Origin of the sequence: Pseudomonas sp. PDM21 (assembly GCF_014852505.2) — a bacterium.
GTDB lineage: Bacteria > Pseudomonadota > Gammaproteobacteria > Pseudomonadales > Pseudomonadaceae > Pseudomonas.
In genome coordinates this window covers 1,013,300-1,039,761 of record NZ_CM181223.1, presented here as the reverse complement: position 1 = coordinate 1,039,761, position 26,462 = coordinate 1,013,300, and the positions used below count along the sequence as shown (strand labels likewise).

Genomic DNA, 26,462 nt, shown 5'->3' with positions numbered 1-26,462 from the left:
ACTCGTAACGATTGGAATTTTTCTACTGCCTGCATTTTCAGAGCATGACTTCACCGATTCACAGTCGATGGAGTCACACCAATGTCCACCAGCCACAACGCAGGCTTTGAGGAACTCAAGGCCGAGATTGCCGCGCAGATTGCCACGCAGCTTGGCTTTGATCCGAAGAATCCGCCCGTCAGCGTAGTCGATAAACAAGCCGCCGAAGTGCTGGACGTGAAGCCCACCACCCTGGCCGTCTGGCGCTCCACTGGCCGCTACTGCCTGCCCTACCTCAAGGTCGGGCGCCTAGTGAAATACCGCATCAGCGACCTGGCTGAGTTTTTGGCTCGTCGTACCGCAAATCACACTGGCGAGGTGCTTTAAATGAACAAGGCGCCCAGCAAAACTGCTCGTATTCTGGCCTACCTCATCGCCGACGCCAGCCTCAACCGCTTTGAAGCCGAGTCGCCTAGCGATCATTGCCTCAATAGCACCATTTCCGAATTGGCTAACCGCCATCGCGTGATAATCAAGCGTGTAGCGAAGCGAGTGCCGACTCGCTGGAGCAAACCTTGCGCAATGACTCGCTACACCCTGCTGGAGAGTGAGTTCGCGCAAGCATTTCAAGTGTTGGCACATTTGGGTTTCTAGGTGGCTCGCAGTAGGAGCAAAGCCAAAGGGCGTACCGAGTCTGGGGGATTTGTAAAGCTGCTCCACGCACTCATGGATACTGAGGATTTTCGCGGGCTTTCTGGTAGCGCTCACAAGGTGCTGATGTGTTTGATGCGCCAATACCGAGGCAATAACAACGGCGATCTCAGTGCTGCGTTCCGCCATGCGGAGCGGTGGGGGATTGGCAGCAAGAGTACCTGGGCAAGTGCGCTGAAAGAGTTACAGGCCTGTAATCTGATTACACGCACACGCGTAGGCCAGTTCACGAATCCTGGCGGACGCTGTGCGCTGTACGCGCTTACTTGGCTACCTATCGATGAGTGTGATGACAAGATCGAGGTAGCGGCTACCGTGACAGCATCTCGTAAGCTCAGCCTGGAAAGAGCAATACACTCGGTACAAAAAACGAACCGAAAGGGTACAGAAACTGTACCGACAGAAGACAAGGATCCCCCTTAAAACATGGCCATGGGTACAAAAAATGTACCGATAGCGAGTGATGACCTAGTACAGAAAATGGACTCCTTTCTAGATGTACCAGGCAGGGCCTGAAAAGATGCAGGTGATGATATGAAGCAAGACCTGACAGTCGAGCTGTACCATGATGAAACCATCGATCAGGCTATGGCGCGCACAGTGACCAGTCCGGAGTGTTTGAGCGCATCGGTGTGATGGGCAAGCCGGCTGGTAGAGCGGAGCGAGGTCAGGGGGGTTACGGCCAAGGAAAGCTTGCAAAGGACGCGCGAACGCTATCGCACGATTCTACCGGTTGTTCCGACTGCATCCGGACATTGGCCTCGATGCCGTGGATCATGACTGGCAGATAGGCTTGTTTATCGCTGCCCTTGAAGTGCTCATCCATCCACTTGCCAACTCTGCGTGATGCGTCATCAACTCCAGGGGCTTTGCAGGCAATGCCCTTCCCCAGGGCTACGCCGTATGTCGTTAGCCGATCAATATCGTCTGACGTGCTGCTGGTTTTCGTGTCGGTATTGACTGTGCCGGTAGCTACTGCCGATCTTGGGCTGAATCGCGTGAGGCAGACTGTCCGCTCGGACGTTTTCTCGCAGTTGGCGAGGTTCTCCAACATCAGTCGGCGTTGCTCAGAGAGGGCGAGCCAACACGATGCAACGTAGGTGCTTTGCAGGGAGCCACCGGCCACCGGCTCAGCCGCGAAAGCGCAGGTGGCGTCGGAATATGCTTTCCAGGCAGCCTGGGATTTCGCGAACAGCCCTTTGTCACGGGGAGAGAGCGTCGCGCTGTATGCAGATACAGCCTGGGTTAGAGCCGTTTCCTCATTTGCAATCTGCTGATTCCGGCAATCGGCCTGCTCATACCACGTAGTGCCGTTCGTGCAGGCAACGCTAAAGGTCGGAGCCGCCAGGAGTGACAGACAAAGCAGGTATCGCATGTTCACCTTCCTTAGGTGTGAATGGCCACTCTACTGCGCGGTGTAGGGCTACTACTCGCGGGTGAGCTGGAGCAGCGTGTCGCTGCCTTGGGCAGCATCGCCTAAGACGGCAGTGCGTTCGGTGGGGCGGGCCAGGAACTTGTCCAGCACGCGGAGCAGGTCATCTAGGGCGAGCCGACCCTCGCGCACCTCCTGCAGGATAGCCGTGCCGAGTAGGATCTTCATCCTGTCCTCGGCCTTCTTCTGGCCTGCCCGGATGCGGGCCTCGGCTTGCCTGAATGCGGGCGTTCAGGGGGCAACGGTGTGGTCAACACGAATGCAATTGGGTGATCAAGTCGGATGCAATCGCTGGTCAAGTGAATGCAATTGCGCAGTGGGGACCTCGGCACGTGCTAGCCACTCTGTAAAACGTTAACTTTTGTCAACCAGAGAGGGCACTGGACACCCATCGAGCCTATCTCGCCCATACCTCAAAGTCATAGGAAAGGCGGGCGCAAGACTGCGCAATTTCGGCATAGCTGGTATCTTCAACCCTAGATTGCCGACGGAAGGCCAAGGGGCTATCTGTGAGCTGGTCAAAGGCGTAATAAGCCGAATAGATCGGATGGACTGCATTACCACCAGACTGCTCCAATATTTCTTGGAGTGACATGCGAAGCACTCTCCTCCCGATTCCACCGCGAGTGAAGTCACGGCAGTACTCCAGCATCTCGATGACTGTATTGGATGGTATGGATGTTCCCTGGCTCTGCACACACTCGGCGCCTAGACTGCATGCGATGCTGAAAGCATTTGCATTTTGTTGAGAGATACAGAACAAGACTAGCAGGATGAGTCCTTTCTTCCGGCCTTTCAGGTTTGGAGCACTCAAAGCAGGCACCTCTCGTTCCGTGATCGTTGTTTGTATATCTCTGACTGCGACCTATCCCGCTATTTCACGTAGTTGGGGTCAGCGATACGAATTGGACTACCGCTGGTTTTTGTATGCGGTGAACATTTCAATAATCTCTTGAGTAGTTCCCTCCACCACAATGCGCTGGTAAGCCGGATACCTCGCCATCCAGCCTCTGAACTCTGCACTGGCAAATATCGCATCCGCATCCGGATGGGCAGCGTAGATTCGGCTGAGGTGTTCATTGGTCGCAGCATCAACTGCTGGGTGGGACTCCGTAGAGGCTTGTGAAATTACGACGCCACCGCTCCCCCAGTCGGCCGGAGAAGCTGGAGTGGGCTGGACTACTTGTCCATTAGGCAAATATTCCGAATTCGCATTGGCTGGAATGACCGTACTCGAGTCGAGTCTTTCAGAAGAAGCTCCGCCCTGAACAACTGCGGACTGCTGCGCTTGATAGAACTCCCACGGCCTTTGAGAGCGCTTGGTGTAGTCCTTGTATGCCGGGATCGCCACAGCGAGCATGACACCAAAAAGGATCACTGCCAGAGCAGCCTTCCCCTCCCACCTAGGTAACACCAATGCCGATGCGTCTCGCTGATGGTGGATTCCGCGTCTCGCTCTGAAAACCCCCATACCCGCGCCAATCACTGCCCACCATAAACCGCGCTGAAAAAGACGAAGCACGAATTGCTTAGCATCTCCACTTCCCTCACCCACCCACCCCAGCAGCCCACCCAGAAAAGCGACTCCCTGGGCTATGAGAATGCTTCCGAAAATCCAGGCGACCATAACGGCCAAAAAGAAGCCAGCAGCGGCACGCCCAAAGCTCGGCTTTGAAACGTTCACCCTGTAGGCGACTACATACGCCATCCCAAGAATCAGCATATACGCGAGCATTGTCGGCACCTCCATATGGACTTATGAGAGCAGTACGCGCGCTCGCGCGCGAGACTCTCCATTTCCCCATAGGGGCTTGGAAGCCCCTTCCAAGCCCCTTCCAAGCCCCTAAAATGGACAGCTCACGGGCAGCTAAGATTTCCGCCCATGCGCTGACACGCCGGACCTCCACTGGAGCGAAAATACGTATCCCCCGCCCCCTTGTTGTACCTCACCCCATTGCTGTCCCAACAACCGGCAGGGTCGCAGTTGGTAATCACTAGCGGACTTGCTGGAGGGTGTGGAACTGACAGCGAAGTGCTTTGGCCTTCTGCCGGAAATGCTACTGACGCCCCCGCACACAGCTGGGCCGTAGCAGAGAGCTGACTGGCTGTTAACCCCCTTGAACCTGAGTGGAGCGTTGAGGCTTGTTTGCACCGTTTTGTGCGCTCACGTTCAGCATCGTTACCCTCTCCAACGACCGTGACGCGAGGCTCGCCCTGAACAAACCCCACTGCGGTGCGGTACTGCTTCGGTTCTATTGCCTGCTGCCGGTATTGAGAGCCATCAATGCTATTGGCTGGGCGAATGTTGACAGCAGCCCCATCATCGCCCGCGCTACAACCTCGGTCGGAGAAGGTGGTTTTGCCGGTGGCCGGATCGACACATTTGAAAACCTGAGCTGGCGCCGGAAACGACCACGCCAGGCAAACCAACAGAGCACCGGCGCGTACAACAGTTTTGGACACATCCATTTGAGCGGATCTCCATACGGAGTTATGAGAGCAATACGCGCGCACGCGCGAGCCCTCCCTTGAGCAAAGCACCGCTTTCCAGCAGGCGGGGTCGCAACACCTTCCGATGCAGCTCTATCTGGCCCCTCTGGCGAGGCAGTCATCGCAATTTGACACCAAGTCAACATTTAAAGGCAAATTGACACATAGGTTTTGTCTCAAAGGCAAGGGAGACAAACAATCCTGCCCATGCATATAGGGCAGATCATCTACGCGTTACGCCGCGAAAAAGGGCTCACCCAGGAAGCCCTGGCACTGGCAGCAGAGACAGCTACCAGCAACCTGTCGCGCATCGAAAAAGGCCAGCGCCGCCCTTCCGGTGCGCTACTGGAACGGCTTGCGTTAGCACTGGAAACCAGTGTGACTGCCATCTATGCGAGTCTTGAAGGTGTGCAAGAGGGCCACGTAAGTAGCACCAGCGAGCCGATTCAAGCCAGCGACTTCACCCGCGATGCGATTCAGTTACGCGAAAGCTTTCGCGACCTCACCCCGGAAAATCAGCGCCTCACACTGGAGTTTGTTCGCATGCTTCGACGACTCCAGACCTCAACCACGTAGGAGGCTTCAGGTGGAGATTGCGCTGGTTAGTGGTGTTCGTACGTTGCCTACACCAGGTTCACAGGGAGAGTGTCAGGCATGCGGGGCGCCGATGATTGCGAAGTGCGGGGAGCAGCTATCCTGGCACTGGGCACACAGAGGGCGCCGCCGTTGTGACCCGTGGTGGGAGAACGAAGGAGAGTGGCATCGAGCCTGGAAGAAGCACTTCCCGAAGGATTGCCATGAAGTGGTGCAGTACGACAACACGGGCGAGAAGCACATCGCAGACGTCCAATTGCCATCAGGTATGGTGGTGGAGCTTCAGCACTCCCCAATGCCCCTTGATGAGATGCGCAGCCGAGAGCACTTCTACGGCAACATGATCTGGATCGTGGACGCGGGGCCATTTCTCCAGAACATCACAATCCTAGGCTGCCTGCCCGATCCATCAGCGCCCTTCGTGCAGGACCTTAAGTTCGTGCAGCCGGTCCCCCAGTGGCGAACTAGCCGGGCTGTCGGAAGCGGCTTCGACACCTTGATGTTCTTCCGACGAAGCGAACACACAGGTGGCCTACAACGCCTCTACCTAGGGCGTGAGGAGCTGTCGGCGTATTACCCAGCCTTCTACAAGGGGCACCATCTCTTCCTGTGGATGAAGGCGCATGAGGTCTGGTATTTGACCACTAGGCCGACATTCCTGGACTTCGGGGACGAAAGACTTGGGCAGCTCATGAGGTACGGTCCAGACGGGTGGTGTATCCGGCTCCTAGCGAAGGAGGAGTTGGTCGCGGACCTGTTAGGGGGAAATCTGAGCGGTCTTGGTGAGTAGTGTCGTGGATGAGTTCCGCCCGCAGTCTGCTCGCCAAACCCCACATCCCCCGGAATAGGAGCCTGGACGTTGTAACCGACCATGCCTGTGCCGCGCGTCATCATCGAGCGAGCGCCGGGGTCAGTAAGAGAAATCTGTTTGTCCGGGGTGGCCTCCAGCTGAGCTTCGATATCCCTGAGTTCCTGCATCTTGGTTTTCAGGGCGGCAATCTTGCTGTGCAAACGCTCGGATTTGGCCCGTGCCACAGCAGGCTCTTGCCGGTCGGCAGTGTCCAGCGCAGTGAGGTAGCGGCTAATGCTGGATTCGATCTCCTCCATTCGCCGTTGCAGCTTGGCACTGGTGAAGTTGCGGTCGCGACTGTTGACCGCCTTGAACTTGCTGCCGTCGATAGCCACCAGCGCTTCGGAGAACAAACCGAGCTGCTGGCACATAGCAGACGGCGCTGGCAAGCGTTGAGTTGATAAGGCCAGCACTTCTTTCTCTTGAGGGGCTAGCTATAGCGCGGAAGGCGGGCGCTACCTATTGGTTTGATTGTTCGCCTCTGGCCGATTGCTGCCTCTACGATGGGGCAGTTACCGACCCATGGCTGACGTTCAACTGGCAATGCCCAGGTATCGGCGAGGTTCAGTGGGCGAGTTGCTCTGCGAGCCAGGCGCCAGTAGTTCGCGCCATACCATCGCCCCCAGCATGAAGCCGACCTGCAAGAAGGTGTCAGTGTTTCGGAACCCGAGCCGCTCACGCAGGCCGATGCTGCCGGCGTTGGGCAGCGCAACGTCGGCATTGGTCGCGCTAAATCCTCGCCAGCGAGAATGGAAAGGTCGGTAAGCTTGTGGTAAGTTTTTTGCTGATTCATTTACCGCACTGACGAAATGCAGTAATACCGGGGGATACGTGGTAACCATATCCGAGAAAGACCTTGAGTCTCTTTACCGTCAGGGGGTTCGAGGCAGCCCGGCAGCCTTTGCTCTCATAGGCCGCCAGATCGCCAGCAAACTGAAAAAGACGCAGCCAGAACTTGCCTCTCGCTTGGCCGAGCTTCTCGTTTCGGACAGCGGAACGCGAGGTGCACCTCGCATGGCAACGCCAGTAGATTCGGACTCTCGCCGTAGCCTTTTAAAAGAGGGTGCAGACGTTTCCCTTGCGTTCGAACCTAAGTGGGAAAGCGCCATCGAGCAACAACTGCTGGAAATCATTCAAGAGCGACAAAGCCACAAAGAGCTCCTGACTGCGGGACTTGAGCCTATTCGCTCCATGATTTTCACCGGCCCTCCAGGGGTGGGGAAAACACTGGCGGCACATTGGATGGCAGGCAAGCTCAAGCTACCCATTTTCACGCTCGACCTCGCTTCAGTGATGTCCAGCCTGCTGGGCAAGACAGGGACGAACATCAAGGCTGTAATCGAGCATGCCAAAAGCATCCCCTGCATCCTGTTCTTGGATGAGTTCGACGCGATCGCTAAAAGGCGAGATGACGAGAAGGACGTTGGTGAGCTCAAACGGCTCGTAAATGTTCTGTTGCAAGCCATCGACGAGTGGCCATCAACCTCTGTACTGATTGCCGCCACGAACCACCCAGACATGCTGGACCCTGCGGCGTGGCGGAGGTTTGAAGCAACGGTTCGCTTCAAGAATCCCCCTATCCAACTGATTGAGGGGCTTCTAACCGACGCTGAGGTTTCTCCCAGGATCGCTCAACAGCTGGCTGCCCATCTGCAGGGAAACTCGTTTTCAGACATCAATAGAATTGTCCTTACGGCCAAAAAACGGGCAGTTCTGGATCAGCGATCTGTCAATGACACCATCATTGATATCTCGCTCAAGAACCTCGCCCCTACCGAATCTGCTCATCGCACCAGAGACATGAGGATCATTCAGCTCTCTCTGCAAGGGCTATCCCAGCGAAAAATCGCAAGCGAGCTGAACGTATCCCACCCCACGGTTGGAAAAGTCTTAAAGGAATTCAAGGAGAGTACGAATGCCTGAACGGAACCTGCTATTAGGGAAAGGCGAAGCGCTGACAACGGCCCAAACGATCAAGCGCGCCTCCGGTCCAAAGAAGTTCCCGTACACCATCGAGGAGGTCCGTGCCGAGATTTCCACGTCCCTTGAGCAGGTTCAACACTCTCTTTCCGCCCTTCCGAAAGCTGCCAAACCACGCGGCGAAGGTGTGTTTGAGCTAACGCTACATCCCGCTTTTTTGGGCAGGTCCTACTTCCCCAAAAGCATCCTCAAAAAATCAGGGCTTCGCGATGTCGGGAGCAAAGAGACATCGGTTATTCCAAGGCAGGTCACGGACATTCGCGACGCGGGAAAGCTCCAGGCCACTGCCACCTTGTTCATTGCCGGAACTGAAAGTGCCGTCGCCAACCTGAGAGATCTATTAAAAGCGAGCTCCATCTCCAGCACGCTAGAGAAAGAGCTCAAGGAAATTGAGTCGATCCGTTGGATCGACAACCAAAGCAAGATTCGGGGCCAGCTTCCTGAGGGTGACGAACCGCATGCCTTTGAGGTCGCTTTGCATGCCGGGGCCGACGAAGAAGACATCGTTGCCTCTTTCGCCGACTTTGTAAGAGCCCATTCGGGCAAAGCCGACCTCAAGCGGCGAATCAAAGTTGGTGGCCTCACCTTCATACCGGTCTACGCAACCTCGAAGGCCATGGTCGCAATCGCCAGCCATACCTTTCTGCGCGTAGCGAGGCCTATGCCGGAGCTGCGCATCGCGCATCCGTCGCTGGCTCGCTCAACACTAGCCAACTACAGCACTGCGCTACCCAGCCAAACCGCTATCGTCCCAGACAAAGCAGCGGCGATCTTTGACGGCGGCCTGGGCACGACGGATCTCGCGAGATGGGCGACCGAGTATTATTACGAAGATACAGACGAGACAAACGGCCACCTGCTTATGCATGGCAATGAAGTCACGTCGACCTTTCTGTTTGGCAGGCTCGCTTCTGAAACTGACGAGCTAAAACGCCCCTACATGAACGCTCATCACTACCGCGTGCTATCGCCCATTTCTGGCCGAGATCCCGACCTTTTCGACGTGCTGATCAAGATCCGGGATGCACTCGACTCGGGTGAGTACAAGTTCGCCAACCTGAGCCTTGGCCCCCGCATGCCGATCAACGATGAAGAGGTGCATGCCTGGACCGCAACGCTTGACCAGGTCTGCTCGCGGCACGGCATCCTGGCAACCGTTGCGGTCGGCAACGACGGCGACGTAGACGGAGCCAACAGGATTCAGCCCCCAGGGGACATGGTGAATGCACTGGCTATTGGAGCCGCAGACACCAGCTGCGCTAAATGGAAGAGAGCTGAATACAGCTGTGTGGGCCCAGGAAGGAGTCCTGGCTACGTGAAGCCCGACGGAGTTGCTTTTGGTGGCTCAGACTCCGAGCCGTTCAAGGTATTCAACCCTCTTCTCGGAAGCGCCGTGGGCGTTCAAGGGACCAGCTACTCAGCGCCGTTGACGCTGAGAACAGCAGCGGGAGTTGCCTGCTCGACGTCCTATGAGATGACTGCCATCGCCCTCAAGGCCTTACTCGTCCACCACGCCGAGTACAAGCGCAAGATTAGTCGCAATGAAATCGGCTGGGGTCGCTTCCAGGAGAACGCGCTCACCCTTCTCGAGTGCGAGGACGGCAGCGCCACCATCATCTTCCAGGGGCAGTTGGAGAAGGGACAGTATCTCCGCTGCCCAATTCCCTTCCCAGATATTCCCATCACAGGCAAGGCGAAGATCAAAGCTACCTTCTGCATCCAAGCGCACACCGACCCGGAGCACACCATCAACTACACACGCGCAGGAATGGGCGTGGTCTTTCGCCCCAAGGCCGGTGCAGGCATCGAAACAAGCAAAGACTTCTTTGGCCGCGGCTCTCAGTACAAGATGACTGAAAGGCAGTTCCGGGACGATGCACACAAGTGGGAAACCTGTCTGCACCGAGACAGGAACTTCGACGGCGAGGACTCCCTGATCGGTCCGGTCTTCGACATCGAATACCACGCGCGCGAGAGCAGCCGTGGCGTCCCGCCAAAGTCAGCACCGGACGTCAATTACGCCCTGATTGTGAGCGTTCAGGCTGACGATATTCCGGACATCTACAACCTGATTAGGCAGAAGTATCAGATCCTTCAGCCTGTGGAAGTCACCCTGGAAACCACAATTACAACGTGACAGCAACCGCCAGAGCCCTCAAGGAGAGGGCTTCGACTTGGTCGTCTTTTGAAAGGCTGCGGAACTGCACTCCACCTGACCATCCGTTTGCATTCGACTTGACCGGTCATTTTCATGCGTTCTGACCACCGATTGTATCGGGTACGACCAGCACGCTTTGTCAACATGAGGGGCAGAGAACGGCCACTAGCGGACTGTCGTAGCAGCTCATAGCTTCTTCTGCGGCGTAGCTGGTGATGATTTTCCGATGCTGAGCTATGTTGAAAAGGCTTTGGTCGTTGTAGACGCCGCAACCGTGGAAGACCAGCCCAAACAATCGCTTAACTTTCATTTTTGCTTCCGGACAGCAGTCATGAAAGACACCGAACGTGAAATGATCGAGCTCGCAATCCTAGCCTTCCTAGAGCTGACTCCCTCCTTACGCGAACAGATCAGACTGCTAATTCCTGCTTCGATGTCTCGCGAGGAGGCTGGGTCCCTCTTTCGGCATAAAGTCTGGTCAGAGCTGTGCCATGCGGCAAAGCAAGCAGGCATTCAACCAATGAATTAAGCGAGCCAGGTGATAGAGCTGTATCGTCGTGACCTTGCGCAGAACAGACGGCTGCCCCCCGAGGAACTACTCAAACTACTTGGATAGGCGCCCATGCGATCCACTCGCTTAGTGTGGAAGAGCAAGAGCCTCTTTTACTGTGGTCATGAGTGCCGTGAGATCAAATGGTTTGTCGAGAAAGCGGTAGGCCGGGAAGTCTCTACTCCAATAGCCGCCTGACATAATGATAATGGGGATGCTTGGGGATCTCTGCGCTATTTGGCGCGCTAGCTCCAAGCCGTCAATTTCTCCTGGCATTGAGATATCAGTGAGCAAGAGGGCAAGTTGACTTGGATTTGCATTGATCCACGCGAGTCCATCATCAGCACTTCCAAGAACGATGGCGGGGATTCCGTAATCTTCCATCGCCAGCCCCAGGACTCTGGCAAGAGTCGAATCATCATCAAGAATGAGTACGTATGTGACGCATTCTGTGGGTGGACCTCGGAGCGTTTCCATGCCTAATCTCCTGCGTGTGCAGCGGTAGAAGGCACTTCCTCGCCTACGTTCACATTATTCGCGTTACCCGTTTTTTATCCGACGCACGGTGGAGTTGATGGGTAGCTCAGCCAAATCAGGTTTACGCCAGTACTCTGACCTCTCGCTGCGAGCCATCCAGAGCTGTGGGTAATTTCAGGCTGCTTTTGAATGCCAGGTGAATGCCCGTGACTCGCTTGTAGGCTCTCCAAAATAAATACGCAGCACTCAATGTTGCGCCGAAGCTCGTTGAAGCGCTGAGCAGAAAAGGGGGGATCAGATGGGGCGGCTTCTGTAGAGAGCTCATCCGCCAACATCCTCAGAAAGCACGTAGCGATGTTTAGACCAGAGGTGAATCGTCGATCATCCATACCGTCCTCGGCTGACGACCGAACGGGGGAAGGGATTTCCGCCAAAACTCGGGCGCTATGAGGTCACACTCCCCCCTTATCTCTGATTCTGCAATCGATTTGGTTGAACACAGGGCCTAAGGGCGTGTCACCTAGTACCTGTCGATATCAGCTATGGGTCGCTAGCTGACTCAAAGAGGCGCCGGCTCGAAACCCGGCGCCAACCTGGAGAAAAGGTCAAACCTCAGTTTGCTCCGCCATTTCTAGAGCGTCGTCCACCTCAATCCCGAGGTATCGAACGGTGCTCTCCAGTTTCGTATGGCCTAGCAGCAGTTGAACCGCACGCAGGTTCTTCGTTCTGCGATAGATCAGCGATGCTTTGGTTCTACGAAGCGTATGGGTTCCGTAGAGCGTGGGGTCGAGACCGATTGTCGTTACCCAAGCTTTCACTATGCGGGCGTACTGCCTCGTGGATATGTGCGCCGAATGTCGAGCACGACTGGGAAAAAGGAAATCGTCGTTGCGACGGTGGGCGGCACTGATCCAAGCTTCAACTGATGCTCTCGTCTGGGCGGTGATTTCGAACTGGACCGGCCGCTGGGTCTTCTGTTGCATGACGATTGCACGCGTCGATACATGATCACCGTGAGCGATGTCTCTGACGCGCAGCTTCGTTAAATCGCAGGCTCGCAATTTGCTGTCGATGGCGAGGTTGAACAGCGCCAGATCACGTTCCTTGTTTGCGATTTCCAGTCGCACTCTGATAGCCCAAATGTCCCTGAGTCTCAGCGGTGCTTTCTGGCCGACCAGTTTGCCCTTGTTCCAAGGTTCGAAAGCTTTCGTTTTGTGTGTGGCCATGATTCGTCCTCCACATGAGTGAAGGAATAGGGTGCATCGCTCCTAGCTCCAAAAGAGCTTCGGCCAAGCCCTATGGGTGGAATGCCCTTATAACGCGCGTGCTGGATATTTCGTTTCCACCGCCGCTGGCTCTCAGCGACTTCAGACTACTTTCAGATTCGCCGCTGATACTCCCCTCATCGATCGCCCCCTGGGGTAATCAGCATGACCCAGCAAGAATGGAGCGGCCTGTTTCCATTCCAGTTTGGGTCCGTCGTCGAGCGAAAAGCTCACCATTCCCAACCAAACCTCGGTACCCAAGGCCTACCTGGAGTTCGACGACGCGGGGGTGCGAAACCGTCGGCTTACTACGATAGCGTGGTGGACGTCATGGAAAAACTGGTGAAGTTCACCCTGCTGCGTAATAGCCAGGGCTTCCTGGCGGATCGTTATTCGGAACGCATGGAGAGCGCCTAGCAACTTTCCGCCCACCTGAGTCAGCGCCCAATCTGAGGCCGCCATGAGAATCGAAATCAGAGACGCCGGCCCCGAGGACGCTGCGGCTATCCAGGCCATCTGTGCTCCGGTTGTGACCGGCACGGCGACCCCCAGAGGAGCTGCCGCCGAGCGGCGAGGAGATACGGGAGCGCGTCGTCACGCCCCAGCAGACCTACCCTACCTTGTCGCGGAGCGCGATGGGCGTCTGGTTGGCTAAGCTTGCGCCAGCCAGTACAGGGCCCGAGCAACACACCGCTCGGAAGTGGATGTCACTGTCTATAATTGCGGAGAGCGAGCGACGCGCGGAGGTTAGCCGCGACCTCTACAGCAAGCTACTTCACATACTCGCCAAGCAGCGATTCAACGCTGCCTCTGTCGACATCGCGCTGCCCAACGCGGATTGCGTCGGTTTGCATGAGCGGCTGGGCTTCCGGCACATCGGCACCTTCCAGTAAGTCGGTTTCAATCTGGGCCAATGGCACGACGTCGGCTATTGGCGACTGGATCGTGGTGATCCGGGCAACTCGCCCGAGATTCCTCGTCGATACTTCGAGATTGTTGGGGAATGACAGCTCAATCGGCCGGGCTTCATATAAAGCATGTATATCCCGCCCCATGTCGGGCCTGCATGTCCGGCCAATCATCCTAGTCGAACCTCGGTGCGCTGCTGAGGCGGTCTTGGTCAACATCAAGCACGAAGCGCTTGTTCACCGTATCCAGCCTCAAGAGACTCCATGGAATTGCAAACTGTTTTTCTCCCATCTCCAGGAATCCGCCGAACGACAGCCCGGCGCAGGCAACTTACCTACTTTGCGAATACAGCATGATTTTCTTGAGGCCGCCAAGACCTTCGTCCTCGAAGTTGCAGATGTCACTCTCGATGAGCGTATCTGCGCTCAGCAATTGGGGGCCGAGACAGGAATGGTCATCGGCGGCTACGCCGTTATGGCCCTCGTACATACTGAAGGAATCGCCATCTTCAATGTTCATGGAAAATCCCTGAAAAGATGCGATGACTTGGTCGTACAAAGCGCCAGATCAGCATCCGCCGCCGCAAGCTCCAGACTGCGCGCCAGCGGGAGCCCGGTCTGTGCGATAGGGAACTTTGCACCACCGGTAAAGGCCTGAAACTGTATGCTTGAGTAGTCGCGATACGCCCCGTGAGGAGGCCGCCATGCGAGAGACTCCCTCCCCCGCGCAGAACCATTTACTGGCCGCACTCCCCCGAGAGGTTCAGGAGCGCCTCTTCCCCCATCTGGAGCTGCAACGCCTGGAACTGGGCAAGGTGATCTACGAACCCGGTGATGCGATGCGTTACGTGTTCTTCCCCACCGACTCCATCGTTTCGCTTTTGTACGTGATGGAAAGTGGTGCATCGGCCGAGATATCCGTGGTCGGTAACGAGGGGCTGGTCGGTATAGCCGTCTTCATGGGCGGCGAGAGCACCCCCGGCCGCGCTATCGTGCAAAGCGCCGGCAGCGTTTACCGGCTCGCAGGGCAACGAATGAAGGACGAGTTCGGCCGCCACGGCGACATGCTCCAGTTGTTGCTCCGCTATACCCAGGCATTGATCACTCAGATGGCCCAGACGGCTGTCTGCAACCGCCATCACTCCATCGACCAGCAACTCTGCCGCTGGCTGCTGCTGTCCCTCGACCGCCTGCCCGGCAACCAGCTGATCATGACCCAGGAGCTCATCGCCAACATGCTCGGTGTGCGGCGAGAGGGCGTCACCGAAGCGGCCGGCAAACTGCAGAAGCAAGGTGTGATCGAGTACAGCCGGGGGCGGATCACCGTGCTGGACCGCTCGCGCCTGGAGGTATTGAGTTGCGAGTGCTACGCGGTGGTGAAGGCGGAAACCGACCGCTTGCTACCCTACGTTCCCCGTCGTCCAGGCCATACGGCGGGGTGACACGCGTTTACAGGAACAGCTCGAGGCGATGCTCGCCAACCGCCAGCGGCACCCGCACAGGGCTTTCGCCGCAGACCAGTGAACAGCCATTCAGAAGCGCGCGCTGGATGCCGCGGCAGTGCTTCCCGGCCGAGGTTAGGACGATGCTGTAATGGCAACCATCCACCGTTACGCTGGCGTCGAACCCCGGCCAGTCCAGCGGGATACACGGATCGATGACCAGACTTGCACCCTCGCGCCGGAGCCCCAGGATTCCCTCCACCCCCGCTCGGTACATCCAGCCAGCGGAGCCGGTATACCAGCTCCAGCCACCACGCCCGACATGGGGGGCAATGGAATAGACATCGGCGGCGACGACATAGGGTTCGATCCTGTAGCACTCAACCTCTGCCGCCGTGCGCGTGTGGTTGATCGGGTTGAGCAGGGAGAACAGCCCGGCCGCCTTGTCGCCCTGACCGAGACGGGCAAACGCCAGGATGCTCCACATCGCCGCATGACTGTATTGCCCGCCGTTCTCGCGCAGGCCCGGCGGGTAGCCTTTGATGTACCCGGGATCATGTGCTGATTGATCGAAGGGGGGAGTGAACAGCAAGGCCAACCCCTCATCCTGACGGATCAACCAGCGCTCCAGCGACGCCATGGCAGTGGCTGTACGCTCGGGATTCGCACCGCCGCAGAGCACTGCCCAGGACTGGGCAATGGAATCGATCCGGCATTCGTCGCTGGCCGCCGAACCGAGCCAAGTGCCGTCGTCGAAGGTCGCCCGGCGATACCACTGGCCGTCCCAACCATGCTCCTCCAAGGCCAGTTGCAGCGCCGCCGAATGTTTTCGCCAGCGCACGGACCGTACCTCATCCCGCCCCTCGGCCAGGGCAGCGAAGCACTCCAGGGTATGCAACAGCAACCAGCCGAGCCACACACTTTCGCCCTGGCCGCCGACGCCCACACGGTTCATTCCGTCGTTCCAGTCTCCGCTCCCCATCAGTGGCAGGCCGTGGGCGCCGGTCATCTCCAGGCACCGGTCCAGGCCCCGAGCGCAGTGTTCGAACAGCGAGGCGCTCTCCTCCGCAAGCATCGGCTGGAAAAACGTATCGCTCTCGCCAGGATTCAGCTGTGGCCCTTCGAGGAAAGGCAGCATTTCGTCGAGCACCGCAAGGTCCGCGGATGACTCGATGTAGCTGGCACAGGCATAGGCCAACCAGACCCGGTCATCGGAGATTCGCGTGCGCACTCCCTGCCCCGTCTGTTCCAGCCACCAGTGCTGCACATCGCCCTCGACGAACTGGCGCCCGGCGGCCCGCAGCAGGTGGTGGCGGGTCAGCTCTGGGCAGGCGAACGACAACGCCAGAGCATCCTGCAACTGGTCACGGAAACCATAAGCACCGCTGGCCTGGTAGAACGCCGATCGGGAATGGATGCGGCACGACAGGGTCTGGTAGAGCAGCCAGCCATTGAGCATCAAGTCCATGGCGCGATCGGGCGTGCGGACCTGAACCGCGCCAAGCCGTTGTTCCCAATACCGGGTCACGTCGGCCAACACTGCATCGAGATCAAGACTGCGGTAACGCAGCACGAGTCGACTAACATCCTCGTTCGATCCGGCCTGCCCCAGCAACGCCAGCACTTCCACGGACTCGCCGACGCCCAGCTCGACGATGCATTGCAGGGCAGCGCAAGGATCGAAGCCAGCGCCGCTGGCGCCCGACAACGCCGTGGTGCCGAGCAGCGCCCGAGGAGCCGACAGGCTACCGGCAGGACCGATGAATTCGCTGCGATCGGCGGTCCAGCTGCTCTGCCGCCCGCCCAGGTCTGCGAAAGCCAGCCGCTCGGAATAAGCGATGCTCCATGGGTTACGTGCCAGTAGCGCGCCGCTGTCGACATCCACCCCCGTCAGGATGAAAGGGGCACAGGCTCCGCGCGCGGTACCCAGTACCCATTCCACGTAAGCTGTCACCGATAGCCGGCGCGGCCGGCCGGAGGTATTGCGCAGTGTCAGCCGCGATATCTTCAGCGGGTCTTCCAGCGGCACGTACTGCAGCAGCTGCGCCTCGATACCGTGAGCCGTGTGGCTGAACCGGCTGTAGCCGAAACCATGGGCGGCGCGGTACAAGCCTGCGTCGCGGATCGGCTGGGCGGTAACGCCCCAGACTGCCAGACTGTCTTCGTCGCGCAGGTAGAAAGCCTCACCTGCAGGATCGATGACCGGGTCGTTGGACCAGGGGCTAAGCTGATTGTCCCGACTGTTGCCGGCCCAGGTGTAGCCGCTGCCTTCCGCCGAGACCTGGAAGCCGAACGCTGGATTGGCGATCACATTGATCCACGGCGCCGGGGTCATGTGGCCATTGTTCAGAGCGATGTGGTACTCACGCCCGCCCAGCGCGAAGCCGCCCAGCCCGTTGAAAAACTCCAGCGGCTCATCACTGCTCGCTCCCTCGGTCGCAGGAACCAGCGGCAAGGCCACCGGTGAGAGCAGGGCGGCAGACGGCCGCGGCTTGGCCGGCGGCAGGCGCTCCAGGTGGGCAGCGATGGAGCCGCGGCGCGCCAGCAGGTTGACCCGCGCCACGGCGTTCAGCAGTTCCCGTGCCTCCACGGTCATCAGGTCGGCGCGCAAGGTGTACACAGCGCCGCGCGAGGCCTGGCCCTCGCTGCGTTGACGCGAGGGGCTGCTGCGTACGGCGGTTTCGATGGCTGTCTGCAGATCCTGGATATAGGACGAGGCACGTTCGTTGACGATCACCAGGTCAACGTCCAGGCCCTTCATCCGCCAGTATTCGCGGGCGCGCAGGAGCTGCCGCAGCAGCGACAGATCGTCGATTTCGTCGATGCGCAACAGGACGATCGGCAAATCTCCGGAAATCGCCAGCGGCCAGAGCCCGGACTGGCGCCCTGCGCCGCGCCGGAGGGCTTCCTGCGGTGCCCTCCAGCGATAATCCGCATAGAGAATCGGCGCCGCCAGGCGCTGGAAATCGGCGGCCTCCTCGGCATCGATGCCCAGGTCGCGCAACTCCACCTGGGCCTGGGTCCAGGCCAGGGTCTTGGCGCGTTCGAAGGCGTTGCGTTCATGGTGTTTGTCGATCAGGTCAAGCAAGGCTTCCCGGGTACTGGCTACCAGTGTCCAGAATGCCACCCGTGCAACCTTGCCCGGCGCCACCCGCAGGCGCTGGCGGAGGGAGAAAATCGGATCGAGCACGCTGCCCTGGGAGTTGCCCAGGGCACGGTGGCCCAGAACTGCCTGCGCCTCCCGCAGGGTTCGGCCACGGCCGAGGAAGCGGGCGCGGTCGGACTCATACTGCGTCTCGCCGATCACCTCGCCTTCGACCACTGCGAAATGGGCCGCCCAGATCGACGGATCGTCCGGCGAGCGCAGGCGTCGCGTGGCGACCAGGGCGCCGAACTCGGCAAGGTATTCTGTCTGTACGAACATCCGCGAGAACACCGGATGCGCGCCATCGGCTGCCGGCGTTGCCAGCACCACTTCGGCATAGGACGTCAGTTCGATTTCACGTGCATGGCGACCATGATTGGTCAGCGACACCCGCCGCACCTCGCCATCGTCCTCCCCGGACACCAGTACTTCCAGGCTGGTCAGCAGCGCGGCGTCGCGCTGGATGAACTCGGCGTGGTCCTCGTCGAACAGTACCTCGCCATTCTCCACCGGTTGTCCGCCAGGCTGCGCCGTGGTCGACCACAGTGCGCCGCTCTGCAGGTCGCGCAGGAAGATGAAACTGCCCCAGTCGTCGCAGGTAGCATCCTCGCGCCAGCGCGTCACTGCGATATCTCCCCAGCGGCTGTAGCCGCCACCGCTGGCAGTCAGCATCAATGCGTAGCGGCCGTTGGACAGCAGATGAGTGATCGGCGGCCCATCGAGCACTGCATCGACTCGGCGCAACGTGGACGCATCGGCAATGGTGTCACTGGGCGCTACCGTAATTTCCTCGGCGCGGGGATTCCCCAGCGCCACGTCGCGCGGGACGCGCTCCTGCAACAGCAGTTCGCTGGCCTGGATCATCGGCTCGCGATGCAGGCGGCAGCGCATGCGCCCGTGCTGCAGGGTATTGGCGATGGCGACGATGCTCATGCCCTGGTGGTGGGCCATGAAACTGCGGACGATGGCGACGCTTTCCCCGTCCTGCAGGCGTGAGCGGGTGAAGTCCAGAGCCTCGTAGAAGCCATAGCGGCCGAGCGCACCGACAGCCGTCAAGTGATCGAAATTGCGCTGCGCCCCTTGCGCATCGACCATGGCCGCCAGCGCCGTGGCATAGGGCGCTATGACAACGTTTTCGGCCAACCCGCGCTTGAGACCAAGTCCCGGCACGCCGAAGTTCGAATACTGGTAGGTGAATTCCAGATCGCGGGCGTTGTAGGCCGATTCGGAGATGCCCCAGGGGATGCCCAGCGCGGCGCCGTAGGCCTGCTGCCGCGCCACGACAAGGCGGTTGGTCTGTTCCAGCAGGCTGCCGGCCGGCGCCCGCATGACCAGCGAGGGCATCAGGTACTCGAACATCGAGCCGGACCAGGAGATCAGCGCCGAGCCACCGGGCACCGGCGTGGCCGTGCGGCCCAGGCGGAACCAGTGGCGGGTCGGCAGGTCGCCCTTGGCGATGGCGAACAGGCTGGCCAGGCGTGCCTCGGAGGCCAGCAGGTCGTAGCAACTCGGGTCCAGGCGGTTGTTGTCCACGCAATAGCCGATGGACAGCAGCTGGCGCTCCTGGTTGAGTAGGAAACCGAAATCCATTTCCAGTGCCAGCCGCCGTGAGGTATCGGCCAGGGCCTGAAGGCGACGGTCCACTGTCTTTTCATGGCCATGCCGTCGGTCTCGGCTGTGCTCGGCAAAGGCCCTGCACAGTGCGTCGAACCAGAACGACAGGTCGTCGCCCTCCTCGCCAGCCGGCGCGAGGCCCGCGACGCAACGCACGGCCTTTTCCGCGCGGTGCCCGAGGGCGGGCAGCAAGGCGTCGAGCGATTGTGGGCCGGTGAGGGCCCGGTGAATCACCCGCACGTCCTCCTTCACCTGCAGCAACGCGACATCTTCTACCAGCGGAAGCCTTGCGACGGCTTGCCGTGCCAGATGCAGGGTGTCGAGCAGGCCCTGGCGCGCTTCCACCACCAGCGGGCTGGCGCGCCACTCCTCGCACGCGTTGGCCAGCACGATCAGGTGCCCAGCCAGGTTGCCGCTGTCCACCGAGGACAGGTACCTCGGTTCGAGGGCACGCAGGTCGTGGGTTCCGTACCAGTTGAAGAAATGGCCGTGGCTGCGCGGCAGCTTCTCCAGCACCGCCAGGGTGCCTTCGAGGCGCTCCAGCGTCTGCAGGCCGCCGGCCCAACCGAAATCGCGGGCGGCCACCGCGGACAGCAGGTAAAGGCCAATATTGGTAGGTGAAGTGCGGTGAGCCAGCACAGGCCTGGGCTGCTCCTGGAAGTTGTCCGGCGGCAGCAGATTGTCCGCCGGTGTGACGAAGGTCTCGAAGAAGCGCCAGGTCCGCCGTGCGCCCAGGCGCAGTGCAGTTGCGTCATCCTCTTCCAGGCCTGAACGGCGCGCCGGCTGCGTGGGCCTGCTGCTGTAGAACGCGAGCAGAGGCGCGCCTAACCAGAGCAGGGTCAATGGCAGGATCAGCAACCAGTTCGCCGGATGCAATACCAACCCGGTGATGCCGGCCGATGCGGCGAGGGCCGTCCCGCCGGCCATCTGCCGATAGCTGCCGAGCCAGCCGGGGCGCGGCTTGCGTGAGGACTGTGCGGCGGTGGTCCACTCCAGCAGGTTGCGCTGGCTGACGTACATCCGCCAAAGCGTGCGCAAGATGGCATCGACCATGCTCCAGACATCGTTTGCCAGAAAGGCCAGCGACAGCAGGATCTGCAGCAACGCACGACGGAAGTCGGCACCGAGCATGGCGAAGTGGCTGCGTATTCGAACACCCGAGCGCGCTGGCAGCAATGCGCAGTAGATCGGCAGTAACGGGGGGATCGCCTGGGTCAGAATGACCAACATCGCGGCCAGCAGCGCCTGGGGCAATGGCAACCACCAGCAGAGCAGAAGGCCGGACAGGGCGAAGGGCGCGACCAGCGATCGTCGCAGATTGTCGAGCATCTTGCAGCGGCCGATCAACGGCATCGCCTGCGGCCCGCGCCAGTGGCCGAGCATCCACGGCAATAGCTGCCAGTCGCCGCGGGTCCAGCGATGCATGCGCCTGCTCGCCACATCGAAGCGCGACGGCGACTCTTCAACGACCTCGACATCCGACACCAGCCCTGCGCGGGCGAAGATGCCTTCGAACAGATCATGGCTGAGCAGTCGATTGTCCGCGACCCGACCGGCCATCGCGCGCTCGAAGGCATCGACGTCATAGATCCCCTTGCCGGTGAAGGAGCCTTCGCCGAACAGATCCTGATAAACGTCCGACACCGCCGCCGCGTAGGGGTCCATCCCTGCCGGGCCGGAAAAGACGCGCTGGTACAACGACCCCTCCCCGCCCATCGGCAGCGATGGCGTCACCCGCGGCTGGAGTACCGCGTGGCCGTTGATCACTCGCTGCTGCAAGGCATCGAAGCGCGGCTGGTTAAGCGGGTGGCCCATCTTGCCGATAAGGCGCAGAGCCGCCTCGCGGGGCAGGCGGGTATCGGCGTCGAGGGTGATGACCAAGCGTACCTCGCTCGGCACTCGCGGCGGCTCTCCGGCAATCGCCACGAAGCTGGTATCGGTGGCGCCGCGCAACAGCCGATTCAGTTCATGCAATTTTCCGCGCTTGCGCTCCCAGCCCATCCAACAGCCCTCGGCAGAGTTGAAGCAGCGCCTGCGAAACAGCACGAAGAAGCGCTGGCCGCCGGGCCCTGGGCCGTAATGCTGATTCAGGCGGTCGATGGCCGCAGCCGCAGCATCGAGCAGCGGTGCATCACTGGGCAGGACCTCCTGTGGCGCGTCGACGCCATCGAGAATCAGCACGAAAGTCAGGTCACCGCCGATACCCGCCAGATGGTGGACCTCCAGCCGCTCGATCTGCTCCAGCAGATCGGCCTCGGTGGTCAGCAAGGTCGGCACCGCCACCACGGTGCGCAACGCCCGTGGCACGCCGGCCAGGAGTTCCAGCGCAGGCAGCGTGATCGCGCCAAAGCTCCAGGTCACCAAGCGGTTGATGAGTGCCGTGGCCACTTCGGTCACCGGAACGAAAAGGCAGGCCAGGAAGGCCAGCATCCAACCCCAGGAGAACGCAGGCTGATTCAGCAGATGCGATACGAATCCCAGCAGCACCAGGCTGAGCAGGCCGATGGCACCGATGTAGCCGCCCATGCCCAGGCGCACGCTGAAGCGATTCAGGCGCAGGTGCAGCGTCGGGCTGAAGCAGATGGCGCGCTCCAGCGTCGGGCGACCTTCAGCAATCAGATGAAATCCGGGATCGAATTCACGGCGGGAGTCTTCGCCGTCCGGATGTTCGGCAACGGCCTGACGGCAAGCCTCCAGGGCGTGATCGACCACCTGGAGCTCGTCCAGACACGAGCCGCGCGCCAACTGTTCGATGGCGCTGCGATAGAGGTTACGAGTGGGAAAGTCCATGGCAGCGAAGTTGCTGCCGTCGCGCAGCCGCGCGTCGACCAGACTGACATTCTCGAACAGCTGTGCCCAGTCGATATCGGAGATCAGGCGCATGCTAGTGATCACATTGCGCACAGTGACATTGGAGGCGCCCAGGCGCTGCTGCGCATGCTGGACCGCCGCCTCGACGCTGACACCCTGTTCGTGCAGGCGGTCTTCGAGCCAACCCAGTGTCGGTGTCGTGCGCGGGTCCTGGTCGCGCATGCGTTTGGCCAGTTGGGCCGAGAACACCTCGGAAAGCGGACCGGTCGAGCGCGCGGCGATATCCGCCTCCAGTGCCGAACGAGCGTGCCCTGGCGAGAGCAGACGCTCGGCCAGGGCATCGGCATCGGCACGGGCTATGCGCCCGGCACTGATCTGCTCGGCCAAGCGCCGCAGGTTCTCGATCAGGACGATGCGCAGGGTAATCGCTACCGCCCACAGCTCGCCAATAGTCAGCGGCTGGACCCGCTGGTAGGCATGGATGTAGCGCTGCAGCAGTTCAACATCGAGGTGGCTGTCGGTGTGCGCCACGAAGGCCCAGGCCAGCCCGAAGACGCGCGGGTAGCCGGCGAACGGCCCATCGGCCAGCTTGGGCAACTGCCGGTAGTAGCCAGGCGGCAGGTCGTCGTGGACCTCGCGGATTTGCTCTTCGACAATGTGGTAATTGTCCAGCAGCCACTCGGCAGCCGGTACCACACCATTGCCCCTTTCCAACTCGACAGCGCTAGCCCGGTAGGCAGCCAGCAGGACACGGGAGTTGTCATCCAGGCGCACATGCAACGGCAGTACACGCTTTGGCGTATCCGTCACTTGTTGTGCCAGGGCCAGGCTCTGCGCGTGCTGTTCGAGCCGTTCGATGCCGAAGAGTTCTTCTCGAACCGGTGCCAGACTGTCCCAGGGAGGCTTTGATCGGTCGCGGCGCAAGGCCCGGAAATGGAGCGACATCATGGCATTGCTCCGGAAGTGCAGCGGAAACCTGGCCGGCCGACACGAGCGTCAGGGTGGCACGTACAGAGCAAGCCGCGTCTGTCGGTACCCGGCGAGTCCTGAAGAGGCTGCCTTTATCACCGCAAGCCGTGAGGCATGTCTGACTGCAACCTTCGCAGACCAGGACTACGACGTCGGTGCGGTTGCGCACTTAAGGTAAGGGCCGTTTGATGCTCGGCTCTGGTGACCTCCATCGTAACCGGCAGTTGCACGATCAACGACGCGGCTTGCGCCGAACCACCGGCGTTTCATTCACCCTGGTCCGGCGATTGACCTGCGGCACGGAGTGTGTCGTCATGGACAGCTGACGCCATGCCCTCTTGCAGAGAATCACCGCATGCCGCCATTGGCGCCGTAGACCCGCCGCCACACTGCGCTTTCTGTAGTCATCCATCGATGGCGCATCACTGCTCATGAACAGCTCCGGCGCGGCTGGGCTTCGTGCCCTTCTCCGGTCGATGGGTGGGCTTTCCAGCAGAATCGACCTCCAGCGATTGCTGGAGTATCGCTTCCGCTCTGGTCTTCGGATTGACGTCGTTATCTGAGCCCGGCAGACGCGGCGCTTCGTTGCGCCTGCCGGGCGGATGAGTCTTCCCCTTGGGATCAGCGGCCCCGCCATGGGGGCCTTGCTTGCCTGTCTGGTTCATGGTCGCCTCGCCGCGCTTGCCACTCCTGCACCATGCAGAGTGTGGAGGGAGCGACAATGACAACCTTTCACCAGGTTGTCGGTGCGGTAGCCCACTTGCGCTGGTCATCCAATAACGGGCACCGGTACGTGCGGTAACAGACGGACCGACGCCTTGGCTTCGCGGATGCTGGAAACTGGTTCGAAAGGTCGCATGCCAGGAGAGCAACCATGACCCGCTACTGCCATCAGGTCTCAGGTGTGTTCAACCGACGATCACAGGCCGATTGCGCAAAACAGGACCTGTTGGGGTTGGGCATTCGTCTGGACCGAGTGCGCATATTCGACAACCAGGAACTGGTGCCCTCCGGGCGCCTGCGCGCGAAGCGGCGCCCCTTCAGGCAGGTCATCAAGGGCGTTGCCGTCGGGACGCTGTTCGGCCTGCTGGTCAGTGCGCTGTTCGCATTCGCCATGACGAACGCCGGAGCAGGCCTCTTCGGCGGCTCGCCGCTATTCGAATTGCTGGGCTGGGGTGCTGTCGTGGGAGGGCTGGTGGGCGCGGCAATCGGCGCGTCGGCGAACGTCAGCCAGGACGACCATCCCTTCGGGTACACCCTCTTGCCAGGAAATGTCGTTCTGCTTGCCGAGACCCGCTCGGCGCGCGAAACCCTGCGCGCCTTCGACATCATCGAAAGAGCACCCGGAGTCGGTGCGCACATGGACATCAGCCTGGTCTGAGTTGGCACATGACGACGCAGCGGCCGACTCCGGGCAGCGGACGGACAACAGCGTCAGGATGGCCGTCGTCCCTGGAGCATACGCATCACCACTATTGCTACTGCCGCGATCAACAGAACATGAATGAAGCCGCCCAGGGTGTAGGCGGTGAACATCCCGAGCGCCCAGAGGATGAGCAAGCAAACAACAACGGTTTCCAGCATGATGATTTCTCCTACTGCGGCTTGCGGCACTCGATGACCTGATTCGCCAGCCAGGCCGGATAGCCGTCCGTGCGCCATCGCACGTTCGGTGGGGACTACTCCTCCGAGGGATCGACCGGAGACTGGTGCGGAGCCTGTGATGGTGCTTCGGCCGGGTTAACCGATGGAGGCAGCGTCGGCTGTTTCTTGTCGCGATCTCGAAATGAATATCGCTCGGCGGGAGAGCCATATTCACCGCCCGGCAGTGTGGGCCTGACACCACCACCGGCTGGCGATGGGCTGTCCGGAACTGTTCCCGGTTGTCTTTTCATGGCGACCTCTGGTGAGCCGATCACTGCTGGTCGCCAGGACGTACCGAAACACCAGGCCAGCTCGCTGTCGACGGAATGCAACCATGGCAGGTCGCAACTCCTGGCGTCGGTGCGCAAGCGCGCTTAGCCCCTCACAAAGACCGGCAGTGCTCGCGGGGACCTTCCCAGCGGATTGCTCCAGTGGTCTAGCGCACAGACAGACGAACGCCTAAGACGCAATCTTCAAATGAGCGTTGCACTTGAATGCAGGAGGACACTATGAACCCCATCACCCTCTTCATTGTCATGGTTCTGACAGCCATGGGGGCCGTCCTCATCTACTTTGGCCACACGGTTGTGGGCATCGTTGTGCTGGTGTGCGCACTGGTCGTCTCGCTGTCCCTCAAGATGGCCAATACCTGGCAGAAATTCGTCGTGTTGCGCGCAGGCAACCTGCAAGGCGTGTGCGGGCCCGGACTGTTCATGATCATTCCGGTCCTGGACAGCGTCGTCGCTGTGATCGACGAGCGAATCCAGACCACGGCGTTCAATGCCGAGCAGGCACTGACCCGCGATACAGTGCCGGTGAACGTCGACGCCATCATCTTCTGGCACGTGCACGACGCCCGCAAAGCGGCACTGGCGATCACCGACTACCGGCAGGCCATCGACCGGGTAGCACAGACCTCTCTGCGGGAAGTGATCGGCTCGTCGATGCTGGCCGCGCTGCTATCCGATCGACGCAGCTCCGATCAGCAGTTGTGCCGCGAGATTGGTGAAAAGACTCAGGAATGGGGTGTCACCGTCGGCTCGGTGGAGATCCGCGACGTGGCCATCCCGGTAGCATTGCAGGACGCCATGTCACGCCAGGCGCAGGCCGAACGCGAGAAGCAGGCGCGAATCATCCTAGGCTCCGCAGAAGCGGAAATCGCCGGACGTTTCGTGGAAGCGGCCACTATCTATGCCGGTCAGCCTACTGCCTTGCAGTTGCGCGCAATGAACATCATCTACGAGACCACCAAGGAGCGCGGAACCACCATCCTCATTCCCAGCGCCATGATCGACAGCATGAATCCGACCGTTGCCGTCGCCACAGCCGTGGCCACCCAGGCCGGTGCGACTGATGTCGGCGACGAACCTTCGTATAAGAGTCCGCGAGTCAATGCTGCAATAAGGGGAAAGGTGTAAACCTTATTCAGGACGGGGCATTGGA

At 60.1% G+C, this 26,462-nt stretch carries 21 protein-coding genes and 2 pseudogenes; 12 read left to right on the top strand and 11 right to left on the bottom strand.

Annotated features, from left to right (window positions below; genetic code table 11):
- The first annotated feature begins 81 nt into the window (after positions 1–81).
- Positions 82–366 carry a helix-turn-helix domain-containing protein gene (locus IB275_RS05060; protein WP_192319051.1) on the top strand — a complete coding sequence of 95 codons (285 nt, stop codon included), beginning with the start codon at positions 82–84 and terminating at the stop codon, positions 364–366.
- Positions 367–633, top strand: coding sequence for a hypothetical protein (locus tag IB275_RS05055; RefSeq protein WP_192319048.1), 267 nt, complete (start codon positions 367–369; stop codon positions 631–633).
- A 733-nt stretch (positions 634–1,366) separates the two neighbouring features.
- Here the strand turns inward: IB275_RS05055 and IB275_RS05050 are convergent.
- The 4 genes from IB275_RS05050 to IB275_RS05035 all read right to left on the bottom strand — a co-directional run bounded on the left by IB275_RS05050 (position 1,367) and on the right by IB275_RS05035 (position 4,591).
- Entirely contained in the window at positions 1,367–2,065 is a 699-nt protein-coding gene (locus IB275_RS05050; RefSeq protein WP_192319045.1) for a lysozyme inhibitor LprI family protein, read from the bottom strand.
- A 51-nt stretch (positions 2,066–2,116) separates the two neighbouring features.
- The gene (locus IB275_RS05045; RefSeq protein ID WP_225607826.1) at positions 2,117–2,290 is read right to left on the bottom strand and encodes a hypothetical protein; all 174 of its coding nucleotides are present in this window, start codon (positions 2,288–2,290) and stop codon (positions 2,117–2,119) included.
- A 742-nt stretch (positions 2,291–3,032) separates the two neighbouring features.
- Entirely contained in the window at positions 3,033–3,857 is an 825-nt protein-coding gene (locus IB275_RS05040; protein ID WP_192319042.1) for a hypothetical protein, read from the bottom strand.
- 122 nt (positions 3,858–3,979) lie between these two features.
- Positions 3,980–4,591 carry a DUF4124 domain-containing protein gene (locus tag IB275_RS05035; RefSeq protein ID WP_192319039.1) on the bottom strand — a complete coding sequence of 204 codons (612 nt, stop codon included), beginning with the start codon at positions 4,589–4,591 and terminating at the stop codon, positions 3,980–3,982.
- A gap of 228 nt (positions 4,592–4,819) precedes the next feature.
- On the opposite strand from IB275_RS05035, the gene IB275_RS05030 reads away from it, so the two are divergent.
- Together IB275_RS05030 and IB275_RS05025 are read left to right on the top strand one after the other, a co-directional pair.
- The gene (locus tag IB275_RS05030; RefSeq protein ID WP_192319036.1) at positions 4,820–5,188 is read left to right on the top strand and encodes a helix-turn-helix domain-containing protein; all 369 of its coding nucleotides are present in this window, start codon (positions 4,820–4,822) and stop codon (positions 5,186–5,188) included.
- A gap of 229 nt (positions 5,189–5,417) precedes the next feature.
- A complete protein-coding gene (locus IB275_RS05025; RefSeq protein WP_494514453.1) occupies positions 5,418–5,996 on the top strand; it encodes a hypothetical protein in 579 nt (192 codons plus the stop codon).
- 53 nt (positions 5,997–6,049) lie between these two features.
- On the opposite strand, the pseudogene IB275_RS05020 reads toward IB275_RS05025, so the two are convergent.
- Positions 6,050–6,427 (bottom strand): annotated as a pseudogene (locus IB275_RS05020) (IS5/IS1182 family transposase); the annotation flags it as partial.
- A 460-nt stretch (positions 6,428–6,887) separates the two neighbouring features.
- Here IB275_RS05020 and IB275_RS05015 point away from each other — a divergent pair.
- A complete protein-coding gene (locus IB275_RS05015; protein ID WP_318653028.1) occupies positions 6,888–7,979 on the top strand; it encodes an AAA family ATPase in 1,092 nt (363 codons plus the stop codon).
- The gene (locus IB275_RS05010; protein ID WP_192319030.1) at positions 7,972–10,173 is read left to right on the top strand and encodes a S8 family peptidase; all 2,202 of its coding nucleotides are present in this window, start codon (positions 7,972–7,974) and stop codon (positions 10,171–10,173) included. Before IB275_RS05015 ends, IB275_RS05010 begins: the two co-directional genes overlap by 8 nt.
- Before the next feature lie 658 nt (positions 10,174–10,831).
- Here the strand turns inward: IB275_RS05010 and IB275_RS05005 are convergent.
- Together IB275_RS05005 and IB275_RS05000 are read right to left on the bottom strand one after the other, a co-directional pair.
- A complete protein-coding gene (locus IB275_RS05005) occupies positions 10,832–11,221 on the bottom strand; it encodes a response regulator (RefSeq protein WP_192290372.1) in 390 nt (129 codons plus the stop codon).
- Positions 11,222–11,826: 605 nt separating this feature from the next.
- Positions 11,827–12,447 (bottom strand): tyrosine-type recombinase/integrase, encoded by a 621-nt coding sequence (locus IB275_RS05000; RefSeq protein ID WP_192290373.1) that lies wholly within the window; start codon positions 12,445–12,447, stop codon positions 11,827–11,829.
- 271 nt (positions 12,448–12,718) lie between these two features.
- On the opposite strand from IB275_RS05000, the pseudogene IB275_RS04995 reads away from it, so the two are divergent.
- A pseudogene (locus IB275_RS04995) lies at positions 12,719–12,903 on the top strand (arsenical resistance protein ArsH); the annotation flags it as partial.
- A gap of 353 nt (positions 12,904–13,256) precedes the next feature.
- Here the strand turns inward: IB275_RS04995 and IB275_RS04990 are convergent.
- Complete coding sequence (locus IB275_RS04990) at positions 13,257–13,541, bottom strand: hypothetical protein (protein ID WP_192290374.1); 285 nt, start codon at positions 13,539–13,541, stop codon at positions 13,257–13,259.
- Between the two features lie 61 nt (positions 13,542–13,602).
- Here IB275_RS04990 and IB275_RS04985 point away from each other — a divergent pair, with 61 nt between their 5' ends.
- Both IB275_RS04985 and IB275_RS04980 read left to right on the top strand, forming a co-directional pair.
- Positions 13,603–14,052, top strand: a complete 450-nt coding sequence (locus IB275_RS04985; RefSeq protein WP_412547972.1) for a hypothetical protein — start codon at positions 13,603–13,605, stop codon at positions 14,050–14,052.
- A 46-nt stretch (positions 14,053–14,098) separates the two neighbouring features.
- A complete protein-coding gene (locus tag IB275_RS04980) occupies positions 14,099–14,836 on the top strand; it encodes a Crp/Fnr family transcriptional regulator (RefSeq protein WP_192319026.1) in 738 nt (245 codons plus the stop codon).
- Between the two features lie 7 nt (positions 14,837–14,843).
- Here the strand turns inward: IB275_RS04980 and IB275_RS04975 are convergent, their stop codons facing one another.
- Complete coding sequence (locus IB275_RS04975; protein ID WP_225607824.1) at positions 14,844–22,478, bottom strand: glycoside hydrolase family 94 protein; 7,635 nt, start codon at positions 22,476–22,478, stop codon at positions 14,844–14,846.
- 54 nt (positions 22,479–22,532) lie between these two features.
- Here IB275_RS04975 and IB275_RS04970 point away from each other — a divergent pair, with 54 nt between their 5' ends.
- Positions 22,533–23,315, top strand: a complete 783-nt coding sequence (locus tag IB275_RS04970; protein WP_225607823.1) for a hypothetical protein — start codon at positions 22,533–22,535, stop codon at positions 23,313–23,315.
- A gap of 482 nt (positions 23,316–23,797) precedes the next feature.
- Here the strand turns inward: IB275_RS04970 and IB275_RS04965 are convergent, their stop codons facing one another.
- Positions 23,798–24,040, bottom strand: a complete 243-nt coding sequence (locus IB275_RS04965; protein ID WP_192290376.1) for a hypothetical protein — start codon at positions 24,038–24,040, stop codon at positions 23,798–23,800.
- Between the two features lie 209 nt (positions 24,041–24,249).
- Between IB275_RS04965 and IB275_RS04960 the strand changes: the two genes are divergently transcribed.
- Positions 24,250–24,756 carry a hypothetical protein gene (locus tag IB275_RS04960; RefSeq protein WP_192290377.1) on the top strand — a complete coding sequence of 169 codons (507 nt, stop codon included), beginning with the start codon at positions 24,250–24,252 and terminating at the stop codon, positions 24,754–24,756.
- A 53-nt stretch (positions 24,757–24,809) separates the two neighbouring features.
- Here IB275_RS04960 and IB275_RS04955 read toward each other — a convergent pair whose 3' ends face one another.
- Entirely contained in the window at positions 24,810–24,959 is a 150-nt protein-coding gene (locus tag IB275_RS04955; protein WP_192209985.1) for a lmo0937 family membrane protein, read from the bottom strand.
- Between the two features lie 569 nt (positions 24,960–25,528).
- Here IB275_RS04955 and IB275_RS04950 point away from each other — a divergent pair.
- The gene (locus IB275_RS04950; RefSeq protein WP_192319023.1) at positions 25,529–26,437 is read left to right on the top strand and encodes a slipin family protein; all 909 of its coding nucleotides are present in this window, start codon (positions 25,529–25,531) and stop codon (positions 26,435–26,437) included.
- Positions 26,438–26,462: the final 25 nt, after the last annotated feature.

Excerpts from the sequence above, each read along its gene's own strand:
- IB275_RS05010 (WP_192319030.1), top strand. The coding sequence starts at position 7,972 with ATGCCTGAACGGAACCTGCTATTAGGGAAAGGCGAAGCGCTGACAACG.
- IB275_RS05000 (WP_192290373.1), bottom strand. The coding sequence starts at position 12,447 with ATGGCCACACACAAAACGAAAGCTTTCGAACCTTGGAACAAGGGCAAA.
- IB275_RS04975 (WP_225607824.1), bottom strand. The coding sequence starts at position 22,478 with ATGCGCCTGATCTCCGATATCGACTGGGCACAGCTGTTCGAGAATGTC.
- IB275_RS04960 (WP_192290377.1), top strand. The coding sequence starts at position 24,250 with ATGACCCGCTACTGCCATCAGGTCTCAGGTGTGTTCAACCGACGATCA.
- IB275_RS05060 (WP_192319051.1), top strand. The coding sequence starts at position 82 with ATGTCCACCAGCCACAACGCAGGCTTTGAGGAACTCAAGGCCGAGATT.
- IB275_RS04970 (WP_225607823.1), top strand. The coding sequence starts at position 22,533 with ATGCTGGACCGCCGCCTCGACGCTGACACCCTGTTCGTGCAGGCGGTC.
- IB275_RS05045 (WP_225607826.1), bottom strand. The coding sequence starts at position 2,290 with ATGAAGATCCTACTCGGCACGGCTATCCTGCAGGAGGTGCGCGAGGGT.
- IB275_RS05035 (WP_192319039.1), bottom strand. The coding sequence starts at position 4,591 with ATGGATGTGTCCAAAACTGTTGTACGCGCCGGTGCTCTGTTGGTTTGC.
- IB275_RS05055 (WP_192319048.1), top strand. The coding sequence starts at position 367 with ATGAACAAGGCGCCCAGCAAAACTGCTCGTATTCTGGCCTACCTCATC.
- IB275_RS05005 (WP_192290372.1), bottom strand. The coding sequence starts at position 11,221 with ATGGAAACGCTCCGAGGTCCACCCACAGAATGCGTCACATACGTACTC.
- IB275_RS04950 (WP_192319023.1), top strand. The coding sequence starts at position 25,529 with ATGAACCCCATCACCCTCTTCATTGTCATGGTTCTGACAGCCATGGGG.
- IB275_RS04990 (WP_192290374.1), bottom strand. The coding sequence starts at position 13,541 with ATGGGGCGGGATATACATGCTTTATATGAAGCCCGGCCGATTGAGCTG.
- IB275_RS05050 (WP_192319045.1), bottom strand. The coding sequence starts at position 2,065 with ATGCGATACCTGCTTTGTCTGTCACTCCTGGCGGCTCCGACCTTTAGC.
- IB275_RS04980 (WP_192319026.1), top strand. The coding sequence starts at position 14,099 with ATGCGAGAGACTCCCTCCCCCGCGCAGAACCATTTACTGGCCGCACTC.
- IB275_RS04965 (WP_192290376.1), bottom strand. The coding sequence starts at position 24,040 with ATGAACCAGACAGGCAAGCAAGGCCCCCATGGCGGGGCCGCTGATCCC.
- IB275_RS05040 (WP_192319042.1), bottom strand. The coding sequence starts at position 3,857 with ATGCTCGCGTATATGCTGATTCTTGGGATGGCGTATGTAGTCGCCTAC.
- IB275_RS05030 (WP_192319036.1), top strand. The coding sequence starts at position 4,820 with ATGCATATAGGGCAGATCATCTACGCGTTACGCCGCGAAAAAGGGCTC.
- IB275_RS04955 (WP_192209985.1), bottom strand. The coding sequence starts at position 24,959 with ATGCTGGAAACCGTTGTTGTTTGCTTGCTCATCCTCTGGGCGCTCGGG.